Here is an 11,686-nt window from a genome sequence, read left to right as displayed (position 1 = left end):
GACTGTAAAAAGCAGTAAAATAGTGAAACTGCCCAACCTCCACAACAGTATCCACAATGCACTCCGTTCTGAAAGTCAAAATACAGAAAGTAAAAAGTATCTAGAAGCACAAAAGTGAGCAGAATGGGCAGCTTCACGGGCGGATTGCACAGAAGTATCAGATAGGCAGTTTGGTGCGGCCGGCTAGGCCATTCGCTATATCGCTTGTTACCAGCTTTTCTTCAGTTAAAAAGTTTCGTCAATTGGTTTAGAGTTGGTTCCTATCCTGTAAGTACCTTTCTGTCCCATTGAAGATGTTACATAACCAAAAACTACCTCAGATTCTGTTTGCCCGTTCAAAGAATAGTCAAGAGTTATCGTGCAATCTCGGTTAATATCAATCCAACAAGTCTTTTGTTCGTTAGGATGAATTTCACCTAGTTCGATGGTTTCACAACCATCAACAAAAATGTTTGTTAAAGTTCCACCAGTTTCGTTAATAAAGGTTATTCTCATAGTGTTTACAAGAACGAGGACAAAATAGAAATAGGCCAAGGCAACTGGAATGTTCAAAGCCATAATTCCGGCAGTTCTTAAAAGCTTGGATCTATTCGAGTTGTTAAGGGTTGACTTGATAAGGAGAATTATAAATACCATGAGGTTCACGATGACAGCCGCAATTACGAAAAAGTATCCGTAAAAGATCAGTTCTCCCGAATCGTTAAAGTAGTAAGTTGCCATGAAACCGGTTCCTATCAAGAATGACAGAATTGCAAGCCATTTCCCAAATGTTGAGAGAGTTATTTTCATGGAGCGTATTGCTGGTAACATTAGGATAGCAGGCATGCCTGCTATTTCGCTAATGTATTTTTTCACTAATCTAATAAAATTTTGATTTTATGATCTAGCGGAAGGACAAAAATCGAAGGCGATTGGCCTATAACAGTTAAACTGCTGTTTTTCTAATCACTACCATAAAAGCGACCAGTGTCAATGCCGCTAATATTCCAAAGCTAAAAGCAAGTCCTATAATTTCTGCTGTCCACCCGATAATAACAGGCCCGAGCAGGAAGCCGAAATAGCCTAAAGTAGCCACTGAGGCCAAACCTCTGGCTGGTGATACATCTGCTTTTTGCGAAGCCTGTGAAAACAGAATAGGAATAACGCTGCTGTAGCCAAAACCTATCATCCCAAAACCAAGCAGCGCTAACGCTATACTTTTTATAAAGAGTAAAATAAGTCCTGCAAAGGCCATGATCAGTCCACCCTTCACCACATTATTACTACCAAATTTCTCTATCAAATAGTCTCCATTAAATCGGCCAATGGTCATGGTGGCTGAAAATGCAGCAAATCCAAAACCTGCCAGTGCTGGACCTGAGCTGAGATTGTTATTTAAATAAACCGTACTCCAGTCAGCAATGGCGCCTTCTCCCAGCATGATACAAAAAGCGATAACGGCCAAACCCATAAGTGACTTGCCCGGTATTGAAAATATGACATGCTGCTCTTTGTTAGAGTCGTCAGTTATAGATTTAATTTTAGGAGCAATGATCAGCATGACTATAATGGCCAAAGTAATAAAGGCTGCTATCATTTGTATTAGACCATCTGTGCCTATTCCAGCCAATATGCCACCAATGGAGCCTCCTATAATACCACCAAGGCTAAAAAAACCGTGACTGGTACTCATTATTTTAACACCATCTACCTTTTCTATGGTATTGGCTACGGCATTCATAGATATATCAACCCAGCCCATGGAGAATCCCACCAGAAACAAGGCTATGCATAAGGTCAAAAAATCATAAGCAAAAAGTGGCGTGGCCATCGTTACACCATAAAACAACAACGCAATAACTGTTGATTTTCCCTCGCCCTTCCATCTAATCAAATTTGAGCTTAGAAGCATTGAGATAATAGCACCCAGCGGAGTGAAGAAAAGGACTGATCCAAGATCTCCCTCGGAAAGACCCAATCTAAGCTTTACTTCAGGTATCCTGGTTATCCATAAAGCAAACAATACGCTCAACAATAAAAAGCACAAGCCAACGGCCATATGCTTTGGGGTAGAAATGTATTGCCTCAGTTTTTTAATCATATAACAAAGATAGGTGGCTGTATAGTGGTTCCATTACACTAGATTATCACATTATTTAACTATATTACCCTACATATTAATTTAAGGATTAATATCGTTAAAATAGTATCATGATTAATACTTTGAGAGGTTGAAACCAGTATTTGAAAAAATAGACCCAAGTTTTGGAAGCTCTTTTACGGTGCAAGTTTTTGATAATGACTCTGCCTGCCACCTTTCTAACTGGCATGTTCACCCTGAAATTGAGCTTGTACTGATAAAAAACGGTCATGGCAAACGTCATGTAGGAAACAGCATCACCCATTATTCCGAAGGTGATCTCATTCTTCTTGGGTCCTATGTGCCTCATGCTTCATTCAGCAACAACATACATCCTGACAACCGGGAAATTGTTATTCAGTTTAAACGTGAATTCCTGGGCACAGAATTGTTTGATAAAACAGAATTCAAAAACATCAATAAGCTGTTGAACAAGGCTCAGCATGGTTTGACATTTGGACCTGAGGTCAAAGACCAGATGTTCAGTACCATCAACAGTATAACAGAGAAACGAGGTTTTGACAGACTCTTAACCTTGCTTCATGTTCTGCAAAGCTTATCTCAAACTGAAGACTTTAAAACGCTAAGCACATTTCATAAGCCTACCCTTCATAATCCTTATGATCAGGAAAGGATTAATGCCATATATGATCATGTGAGTGACAATTATCAAAAGTCAATAACTATTGATGAGATGGCCGATATAGTTAACATGACAGTACCTTCTTTCTGCAGATTTTTTAAAAGAGCGACCAATAAAACCTTCAGTTTGTTTTTAAATCAGTATAGAATATCTCAAGCTTGCGACTTGTTAATTGAAAAGAATCTGGCAGTGGGTGAAATAGCCTATCAGGTTGGGTTTCAAAGCGCAACATATTTCAATAGTCAGTTCAAAAAAATAGTGGGTCAAAACCCGGCCTGCTATATAAAGAGCTTTCACAGTCAAATAAAACACAATTAAAACACCTTATATTATTCATGGACTTTAATCAGGTTAAGCTAGTGGTCTCTGACATGGATGGCACATTACTGAACAGCAACCATCAATTGAGTGCTGATTTTTATCAAATATTTGAAAAGCTCAAAGCGAAAGGTATTCATTTTGTGGCCGCCAGCGGTAGACAATATTATAATCTGCTTGAGGTATTTCCAGACCTGCATGACGATATGTATTTCATTGGAGATAACGGCAGTTACATGGTGCACAAAGGTGAAGACCTGCATGTACAGGCCATGGCGCCAGAAGTAGTGTTTGAGCAAATAGAGATCGCCCGAAAGATAAAAGACTCCTATCCTATTTTATGCGGAAAAAACTATGCTTATGTTGATGAAGAGGCTCCAGACTTTATTAAGCAAATGACCCAGTACTATAGCCGGAGAATGATTGTAAAAGACCTTATGGAAGTAAAAGATGATGACTTCCTAAAAATAGCGATCTGTGATTTTGTAGGCTCTGAAAAGAACAGCTACCCACACTTTAAGCATTTGGAGGGAACGCTACAGGTTAAAGTATCCGGAGACCGCTGGCTGGATCTTTCTCACAAAGAAGCCAATAAAGGTGTTGCTTTGAGCAAGCTTCAAAAAATGCTGAACATCAGTCATGACGAAACAATGGTTTTTGGTGATTTCATGAACGATATAGAAATGATGGCATTAGGCAAATACAGCTATGCCATGGAAAATGCTCATGCAGAAATTAAGAAAATTGCCAACTACCACACCGCAAGTAATGAGGAAGATGGCGTAGGACAAATATTAAGACAACTTGTTTAAATCAAGCTGGTTTTTAAATATATTCACGTTATATGTCCTCGTTGCAAACCTTCGAAATAACTAATCAACAGATTAGTTTAAAAGCACTTAATCTGGGTGGAATTATAACAGAATTGTTAGTGCCAGACCGCAAGGGTGAGCTGGTCAATGTGGTATTGGGTTACAATAACATTTCAGACTTCTTATCAGACGATTTTTATCTTGGCTGCATTGCCGGGAGGTTTGCCAATAGAGTTGCCGAAGGAAAATTAACCATTGATGGCAAAGCCTATCAATTAGCTATTAATAATGGTAAAAATCATCTCCATGGAGGCATCAAGGGCTTTAATAAGGTCTATTGGGAAGTATCTCAAGTTTCAGAAAGTAAATTAGCATTTAACTACACCAGTCCACATTTAGAAGAAGGTTACCCTGGCAATTTAGATGTGACAGTCACCTACGAATTAACAGAAGCTAATGAGTTGGTAATAGAATATAAGGCTATTACAGATCAGGAAACTGTTATCAACCTTACCAACCATAGCTACTTTAATTTATCAGGAGCGGAAAATGGCGATATCCTTGATCATACTGTACAAATATTTACCGACAGTTTAGTGGATGTGAATGAAGATCAAATTCCTACTGGCATTATTCAAAATGTAACTAACACTCCTTTTGACTTTCAGGAAGAAAGAAATTTGAATGAGGCCATGGAAGAATACAAGAGCAATGATAAAACCGCAATAGGTTTTGATCACTGTTATGCCTATGGTGACAAGCGTTTCAAACAAATGGCAACAGTAGCCTCGGCAGCATCAGGAATAGCCATGGAGGTATATTCTACAGAACCTGGAATGCAACTTTACACGGGCAACCATTTAACTGCACCATTTAAACAATACCAGGCCTTGTGCCTTGAAACCCAGCATTACCCTGATTCGCCAAACCAACCTGATTTTCCCGGCACCTCACTAAAACCTAACGAGGAGTTCAATAGCAAGACGGTTTACCAGTTTTCTAATTTCTAACAATTACCACATTATTCAGGCTATCTCTCTACAAAGCCAACCCGCTAATCAAATTACAATCGTTTGATATTTCCTTTTTTTAAAGAAAGGCTCCAAATTATCTGAAAATGGCCTTTTTAATGCGTATATTTTATGGGTAACATAATCATAAAATTTAAACCTATACACTATTGTCTTTCGATAAATATATCCGCCAAGAACATTATGATGAAATGTTTGATGAAAATGGCGACTGCAGGTCTACTTATGAACAAATGAGAAAAAAGCTGAATGGCCTTTCAGATAAAAAATTATTTCAACTTCAGCACAGCACAGAAAAAGCACAGATATCAATGGGAATGACATTTAATGTCTATCACGATAGCAAGGGTGTAGAAAAGATTCTCCACCTTGATTTGGTGCCAAGAATAATTAGTGCGCAAGAATGGCAGGTTATAGAGGAAGGTCTTCAGCAGCGTATTAAAGCTGTGAACTTATTTCTCGATGATATTTATAATGATCAAAAGATATTTAAGGATAAGGTTATCCCTAGTGAAGTGGTATTATCAAGCAGCGATTACCTTAAACCTTGTATAGGATTAAAACCTCCTAAAGGTATTTGGAGTCATATTTCTGGAAGCGACATAGTAAGAGATCAAAACGGTAAGTTTTATGTATTAGAAGACAACCTGAGGTGCCCGTCTGGAGTTTCTTATCTTTTAGAAAATCGTGAAATTATCAAACAGGCGTTTCCTGAGTTATTTTCCAGCCTTGGGGTCAGGCCAGTATCAGAATATCCAAGTATGTTATTAAACATGCTTCAATACATGAGTGAAGAAAGTAACCCAACTGTAGCGGTACTCACTCCTGGTATATATAATTCAGCCTATTTTGAACACTCCTATCTGGCACAGCAAATGGGCGTTGAGTTGGTTACAGGTCCGGATCTTATGGTTAAAAACAAACGTGTCTATATGCAAACCACTAAAGGATTGGAACCTGTCCATGCATTATACAGACGTATAGACGATACTTTCATGGATCCTACTGTATTTAACCCGGATTCTATGCTTGGAGTCCCAGGGTTATTTGAAGCCTACAAGGCAGGTAATATAGTTATAGCTAATGCTCCCGGTACAGGTGTGGCAGATGACAAGGCAGTTTACACTTACATGCCTAAAATTATTAAATACTATCTCAATGAAGATCCTATCATTGAGAATGTACCCACCTACATGTGTTCAGAAAAGGATGATCTGGCCTATGTGTTAGAAAACATTGAGGAACTGGTAGTAAAAGAGACCAATGCAGCAGGCGGTTATGGTATGTTGATAGGTCCTAAAGCAGATAAAGAAGAACACGAAAAATTTAGAAAATTACTAAGAGCAAACCCGAGAAACTATATTGCTCAACCTACCCTATCATTATCTACTGTGCCAACATTAAGTAATGAAGGGTTTGCACCACGACATGTCGACTTACGGCCTTATGTGGTATATGGAGAAAAAATAGACGTTCTACCTGGAGCGTTAACCAGAGTGGCATTGGTCAAAGATTCTTTAGTGGTCAATTCATCGCAGGGCGGTGGCAGTAAAGACACATGGGTTTTGTTCGAATAAGATAAAATATAATATATGTTAAGTAGAGTTGCTAATTCACTTTTTTGGTTAGGCAGATATGCCGAGCGGGCAGAAAATTATGCACGTTTTATAGATGTTAACTTCAATTTATCGTTGGATTTACCACCTGGCATGACTGAACAATGGGACCCGCTTATATCGGCTACGGGCGGTAGAGAACTGTTTGTATCGTTGTTTGATGAAAAATTTACACGAGAAAATTCCATATTGTTCTTAGCCTTTGATGCTAGAAATCCGGATGCCATTATCAACACCGTGAAATATGCCCGGGAAAATGCAAGAATAGTAAGAGAAAGTATCCCACGTGAAACCTGGGAAGTACTCAATGACTTGTATTATTTCGTTTTAGAGGCTAGCAACAAGAAAATCTGGAAGAAGGAAGATCCTAAAGATTGTTTCAAATTGATAAGAAACAAACTCCAGTTGCTCAGTGGCATTGCTTATGACAATATTCCTCGCTCTCAAGGCTGGTATTTCACCAAGCTTGGTCAATATTTAGAGCGTGCTGATAAAACATCAAGAATTTTAGATGTGAAATATCATTTTTTATTACCATCTGTTGACGATGTTGGGTCTCCATTAGACTTTCTGCATTGGGTAGCCTTGTTAAAATCAGTTACAGGTTTTAATGCCTATAGGCGTGTACATGGTAAAATTAATCCAACCAAAATCGCGGAATACCTGGTTCTGGATAGATTTTTTCCTCGTTCAATATTGTTTTGTTTGATGAGCGCAGAACATTGTTTACATGAAATATCTGAATCCAAGCATGGTTATTCTAATGCTGCTGAAAAGGCAATAGGTAATTTGAGAGCTGATCTTGAATTTGCCGATGTTAATGATGTTTTTGATTTAGGCTTACATGAATACCTTGATAATTTGCAATTAAGATTAAATGCTATCTCAGATAATATTCATGATCAATATTTCCAAATTCGTTCTAACTTCACACCAGATTTACAAACACAAGAATGACATACTGTTTAGGCATATTAAGTAGAGAAGGCATTGTAGGGTTAGCAGATACACGCATTACTTCTGGTAGTGATACCACCACTTCAAAAAAGATATACACTGTAGAAAGGTCTAAGCATTCTTATTTTATTATGACCTCCGGTTTAAGGTCAGTAAGAGATAAGGCCATCACCTATTTTAGTGAAGTTATTGAAAGTCAGGATAACGAGTTTGACAAGCTTTATAAAGCCGTAAATAGCTTTGGTGACATGGTTAAACGTGTGGCTAATGAGGACAAGAAGAATTTAGAAGAATCTGGAGTAAACTTCAATTTGTATGCTATAGTTGGAGGGCAATTAGAGCATGATGATGAACCAAAACTTTACCTACTTTATCCTCAGGGCAACTGGATTGAAATTGGACCAGGGACTCCATTTGTTATAATTGGAAACTCTGGCTTCGGCAGTCCTATTTTAAAGCGGTCTATAACTTTTGAATCGAATTTAGAATTCTGCCTTAAAAGTGGTTTTCTTTCTTTTGATGCCACTCGAATATCCGCGAATGACGTGGACTATCCTATTGATACTGTGGTGCTAAGAAAAGATGAGTTTAAGATGCGTGAGCACAGGTTTACTGAAAAAGATTTAGGCCATATTGCCGATTTTTGGAATACGTCTCTAAAAGAAGCCATCAATCACATGCCTGCAGAAGCCTTAGATAAGGCATTCAAGCCTACTGAGAAAAACAGAATGATGATCAAGGATGCTTCTTGAAATAGAGCACCTTACGTCCTATCGCTACTCTGAAAAGATTTTTCTCGAGCCGCAACATTTATATTTCCATCCTCAGTATAGAAGTCATCTCAAGCTCATAAAACATGAGCTGCAGGTACTTCCTAACCCAGCTGGATCTGGGGTAAGAATAGATGTTGAAAACAATACCTACACACAATGTTGGTTCAACGAGACTACTGATAAACTAGAGATCTCTCTAAAAATGTTGGTAGAAACTTCCGTATTTAACCAATTCAACTTTCTGCTTGAAGAACAGCCTAAAACGGATTATCAAGAAGCATTAGGCCTTTATCTTACCCAGACCGAGGTGCTCAATCAAGAGGTTCAAGACTGGCTCAACAACATAGCCTCTGCTGATCCTAATAATTTTATTAGTAGTTTGTGTTTGGCCATTAACAATAAGTGGAGTCATACCACGAGCGATGAGTCAGAATTGCTGGATCTTAATACCTGCTTTAATCAGGATTCTGGTTCATGCAGAGACCTGTCTTGGATGATGATTCAGATGCTCAGAAGCAAAAATATACCGGCACGATATGTCAGCGGTTATAGTCATAACCCCGAGCTTGTTGGTCATGAATTACATGCATGGGTAGAGGCTTGGCTTCCAGGCGCAGGATGGATAGGCCTTGATCCATCATCAGGACTATTCATTACTGAGTTTTATATACCGATGGCATCGAGTTACCACCCTGTAAACACATTACCAATACAAGGCAGCTTTAGAGGTACTGCAAAGGCAAAATTGGATACAATGGTTAAAATAGCCATCAAACAATAAAATTTCAGCTTATCATTTTAGGCAAGCTGATGTTTAGGCTCCCCCAGCAGTGGTAAACATAAAATGGGAATATCAAGCCTTTCAACTATCTGTTCTGTTATTCCTCCCCGACCAAAATGATCCATTCCTTTTCGCCCATGAGTATTCATTATAATCATATCAAGATTTAAATCCTCCGAAAGGTGTTTCACACCTGTATCGAATTGGTAGTCATTATAAATCACCTCTGTAGTTTCAAAATCAAAGGCCTTTTTAAAGTTTTCCATCCTGCCTTTCATTGTTCTATAATCAAAAAACATAGAAGGTGTATTAATACAACACAAATGGAGTTTGGCATCCATTTTAATGACAAAGTCATTAATCCAATCTTTATTGGTAAGGTATTCGTTGTTAAAATCAGAGAGCAGAGCCACATTGTTGATTTCTTTCCTAACTGCAGTTTTAACTGCCAACACCGGAACTGAAGTATGTCTTATAACTTCTTTCATCCAATACCCAGATGGTCGGTTTTTATTGCCATCTACAAATAGCGAGTTCATTATAATCAAGTTGTAAAACTTATCATTAGCCAGACCAGCAATATCATCCTTGTCCCTAACACTCCCAATAAAGTAATCAGCTTTAACTCCTCTCATTGAGCTTTCTTCAACGAGCTTTTCAAGCCTGTTGGTTGCCTCAATAAAATCAATATTCACCTCTGGATGTTGATTTTTTCTTTCAGAATGCGTTAGCTGCATAAAATACTCTGGCAGGTTCATAAGATGAAGAAACGTAATACTTTCGCTTAAATGTGCTGTAATATCCAGCGCCATAGCAACTGTTGCTTCCGAGTTGCCTGTTAGATCAGTGGGGATCAATACTTTCATCTGGTTCTCGTTAATATTGGAAAATCATTATTATCACTTAGCCTCTGGCTTCTCGTTCTTAGACCCTTTCTTGGCTTTAGGTTTATCTTTTGTAAGCCAATTCGCGTCAAATGAATTTCTACCTAAAAAGTGATTGCCATCAAATAAGGATCCGTAACGACTACCAAACCGATGAAAAAGATTGTTTTTTAGTTTTAGAAGTAACATGACTTTGTTGTTTAATTTTCTACTATAAATTTAGATTCATCATTGCACTTTTCTTTTGATGGTAATCATCATTAAAAGTGACAATTATCAACCCATGTACTTTTCAACACCTTGCTCAGGCCTATTTCACTTCGTCAACGTCAGATTCTACCATTTGCTCAAGGCGTTCTTTAAACTCTTTGGTCAAAATCATAAGCGTATGCTGATAAACTTTGAGTCTATCATGGCTTTTCGCTAACGCCATATGTCTTTGACTTTCTTCAAGGTGTTTCTCTTTCAATATATCATCAGAAAGCCCCATAAAGCGTTCATGGATCTTAAGTTCACTGCTATGAGAGGTAAACTGTTTTGAATGATTGTTTAACATATCTTCATGATTATCAACAAAGACCTCAACATGCAACAGAGCATCTCTCAGGGCTTTCAATTCGTCTAGCCACATTTTCATGTCCTGCTCCCACATGTTAATGTCGGAATCCCAATTTTTATGCTCTTTATGCATTTCTAATTGACTTGATGTGCTCATAACTTTAGTTTTATTTCTACTGTAAGAAATGACCAGCTGAACTATTATCACGACCATTGTCCAGCCATCTTTTCAGATGTTATATTAACCGATATCTCTTAAAAAATCGATGATGATAATCATTGCAGACTATGATTGCAGTCATGGTATTAGTGATCATATAAGATGATCTTTAGTAAGTAATAACTTAATAATCTAAAAGCAGGAGGTTAATATGAAATCACTAGAAAAATCATCGGTATTTCCGGGCGTAAGCACCCTGTTCAATGACTTCTTCGAGGATAATCGAATGATGAACCTTGATTGGGCGAATGGATGGTCAAAAATGCCATCTGCCAACGTTATTGAAGATGACAAAGAGTTCAAAATTGAACTGGCCGCACCAGGCATGAAAAAGAATGACTTTAAAGTTGATATTGTTAACAACAAATTGACCATCAGTTCAGAAATGAATGATGAAAAAGAAGAGGTTAACGAAAACTACACCAGAAAAGAATTCAGCTATAATTCATTCTCTAGAAGTTTTATTTTACCAGAATCCGTAGAAGTAGATAAAATTGAAGCTACCTACAATGATGGTATTCTAAAGCTCGATTTACCTAAAAAACCAGAAGTAGCCAAACTAACCAAAAAGGCTATTGCTGTTCATTAAAACATTAAAGAGTTCCCTGCTGGCAGGGAACTCTCACTTAACTTTTAAAGTCATGATTAAGCGCATATTAGTACCCACAGATTTTTCAGAGTGTGCCGAAAATGCTATCCGCTATGCAGCTCGATTAGCAAAAGATATTAATGCTACTGATGTAATCTTATTAAACGCCTACAGATTACCTGTTACTTATGGCGAAATGACCATAGCAGCGATAGCTGATGATCTTGTAGAGGAGCAGGAAAAGGAGGTTGAAATAGAGTTTGTTAATCAGATTAATAAATTGCCTGAGCTTAAAGCAGTACCACACTATTATATTCATAAAAATGCCTTAATAGAAGATGCTGTTTCCGTTATGGCTGATGAACTGTCAATTGACCTGATTGTG

General features: G+C 37.9%; 14 protein-coding genes. 9 read left to right on the top strand and 5 right to left on the bottom strand.

The features are described from left to right. Positions 1-225: 225 nt before the first annotated feature. Both E1140_RS05455 and E1140_RS05450 read right to left on the bottom strand, forming a co-directional pair. Positions 226-855: a hypothetical protein gene (locus E1140_RS05455; protein ID WP_155179983.1), complete on the bottom strand. Its 630-nt coding sequence runs from the start codon at positions 853-855 to the stop codon at positions 226-228. Positions 856-925: 70 nt separating this feature from the next. Continuing rightward, complete coding sequence (locus E1140_RS05450) at positions 926-2,080, bottom strand: MFS transporter (protein WP_155179980.1); 1,155 nt, start codon at positions 2,078-2,080, stop codon at positions 926-928. Positions 2,081-2,210: 130 nt separating this feature from the next. On the opposite strand from E1140_RS05450, the gene E1140_RS05445 reads away from it, so the two are divergent. From E1140_RS05445 to E1140_RS05415, 7 genes are all read left to right on the top strand, one after another. Continuing rightward, entirely contained in the window at positions 2,211-3,080 is an 870-nt protein-coding gene (locus E1140_RS05445) for an AraC family transcriptional regulator (protein ID WP_155179975.1), read from the top strand. Between the two features lie 17 nt (positions 3,081-3,097). Continuing rightward, positions 3,098-3,892, top strand: coding sequence for an HAD family hydrolase (locus E1140_RS05440; RefSeq protein WP_155179972.1), 795 nt, complete (start codon positions 3,098-3,100; stop codon positions 3,890-3,892). A gap of 32 nt (positions 3,893-3,924) precedes the next feature. After that, on the top strand, positions 3,925-4,902 hold the full coding sequence (locus E1140_RS05435; protein WP_155179969.1) for an aldose epimerase family protein: 978 nt from the start codon (positions 3,925-3,927) through the stop codon (positions 4,900-4,902). A 212-nt stretch (positions 4,903-5,114) separates the two neighbouring features. Then, positions 5,115-6,500 (top strand): circularly permuted type 2 ATP-grasp protein, encoded by a 1,386-nt coding sequence (locus E1140_RS05430; RefSeq protein WP_155179986.1) that lies wholly within the window; start codon positions 5,115-5,117, stop codon positions 6,498-6,500. Positions 6,501-6,515: 15 nt separating this feature from the next. Continuing rightward, complete coding sequence (locus E1140_RS05425; RefSeq protein ID WP_155179966.1) at positions 6,516-7,496, top strand: alpha-E domain-containing protein; 981 nt, start codon at positions 6,516-6,518, stop codon at positions 7,494-7,496. After that, positions 7,493-8,248 (top strand): proteasome-type protease, encoded by a 756-nt coding sequence (locus E1140_RS05420; protein WP_155179963.1) that lies wholly within the window; start codon positions 7,493-7,495, stop codon positions 8,246-8,248. The genes E1140_RS05425 and E1140_RS05420 overlap by 4 nt, the downstream gene beginning before the upstream one ends. Continuing rightward, positions 8,238-9,050, top strand: a complete 813-nt coding sequence (locus E1140_RS05415; RefSeq protein WP_155179960.1) for a transglutaminase family protein — start codon at positions 8,238-8,240, stop codon at positions 9,048-9,050. Before E1140_RS05420 ends, E1140_RS05415 begins: the two co-directional genes overlap by 11 nt. A 17-nt stretch (positions 9,051-9,067) precedes the next feature. Here E1140_RS05415 and E1140_RS05410 read toward each other — a convergent pair whose 3' ends face one another. The 3 genes from E1140_RS05410 to E1140_RS05400 all read right to left on the bottom strand — a co-directional run bounded on the left by E1140_RS05410 (position 9,068) and on the right by E1140_RS05400 (position 10,649). Next, complete coding sequence (locus E1140_RS05410; RefSeq protein ID WP_155179957.1) at positions 9,068-9,916, bottom strand: universal stress protein; 849 nt, start codon at positions 9,914-9,916, stop codon at positions 9,068-9,070. A 33-nt stretch (positions 9,917-9,949) separates the two neighbouring features. Further along, positions 9,950-10,123 (bottom strand): hypothetical protein, encoded by a 174-nt coding sequence (locus E1140_RS05405; protein WP_155179954.1) that lies wholly within the window; start codon positions 10,121-10,123, stop codon positions 9,950-9,952. A 121-nt stretch (positions 10,124-10,244) separates the two neighbouring features. Next, positions 10,245-10,649 carry a hypothetical protein gene (locus E1140_RS05400; protein WP_155179952.1) on the bottom strand — a complete coding sequence of 135 codons (405 nt, stop codon included), beginning with the start codon at positions 10,647-10,649 and terminating at the stop codon, positions 10,245-10,247. Positions 10,650-10,863: 214 nt separating this feature from the next. Here E1140_RS05400 and E1140_RS05395 point away from each other — a divergent pair, with 214 nt between their 5' ends. Both E1140_RS05395 and E1140_RS05390 read left to right on the top strand, forming a co-directional pair. Then, a complete protein-coding gene (locus E1140_RS05395; RefSeq protein WP_155179949.1) occupies positions 10,864-11,301 on the top strand; it encodes an Hsp20/alpha crystallin family protein in 438 nt (145 codons plus the stop codon). A gap of 52 nt (positions 11,302-11,353) precedes the next feature. Further along, on the top strand, positions 11,354-11,686 hold a 333-nt coding region (locus E1140_RS05390), incomplete at its 3' end, for a universal stress protein (protein WP_185153440.1).

It is taken from the genome of Fulvivirga lutimaris, assembly GCF_009711525.1.
Lineage (GTDB): Bacteria > Bacteroidota > Bacteroidia > Cytophagales > Cyclobacteriaceae > Fulvivirga > Fulvivirga lutimaris.
This window is presented reverse-complemented; position numbering and strand designations above follow the sequence as displayed.

Excerpts from the sequence above, each read along its gene's own strand:
- E1140_RS05450 (WP_155179980.1), bottom strand. The coding sequence starts at position 2,080 with ATGATTAAAAAACTGAGGCAATACATTTCTACCCCAAAGCATATGGCC.
- E1140_RS05440 (WP_155179972.1), top strand. The coding sequence starts at position 3,098 with ATGGACTTTAATCAGGTTAAGCTAGTGGTCTCTGACATGGATGGCACA.
- E1140_RS05435 (WP_155179969.1), top strand. The coding sequence starts at position 3,925 with ATGTCCTCGTTGCAAACCTTCGAAATAACTAATCAACAGATTAGTTTA.
- E1140_RS05430 (WP_155179986.1), top strand. The coding sequence starts at position 5,115 with ATGTTTGATGAAAATGGCGACTGCAGGTCTACTTATGAACAAATGAGA.
- E1140_RS05425 (WP_155179966.1), top strand. The coding sequence starts at position 6,516 with ATGTTAAGTAGAGTTGCTAATTCACTTTTTTGGTTAGGCAGATATGCC.
- E1140_RS05420 (WP_155179963.1), top strand. The coding sequence starts at position 7,493 with ATGACATACTGTTTAGGCATATTAAGTAGAGAAGGCATTGTAGGGTTA.
- E1140_RS05415 (WP_155179960.1), top strand. The coding sequence starts at position 8,238 with ATGCTTCTTGAAATAGAGCACCTTACGTCCTATCGCTACTCTGAAAAG.
- E1140_RS05410 (WP_155179957.1), bottom strand. The coding sequence starts at position 9,916 with ATGAAAGTATTGATCCCCACTGATCTAACAGGCAACTCGGAAGCAACA.
- E1140_RS05405 (WP_155179954.1), bottom strand. The coding sequence starts at position 10,123 with ATGTTACTTCTAAAACTAAAAAACAATCTTTTTCATCGGTTTGGTAGT.
- E1140_RS05400 (WP_155179952.1), bottom strand. The coding sequence starts at position 10,649 with ATGAGCACATCAAGTCAATTAGAAATGCATAAAGAGCATAAAAATTGG.
- E1140_RS05395 (WP_155179949.1), top strand. The coding sequence starts at position 10,864 with ATGAAATCACTAGAAAAATCATCGGTATTTCCGGGCGTAAGCACCCTG.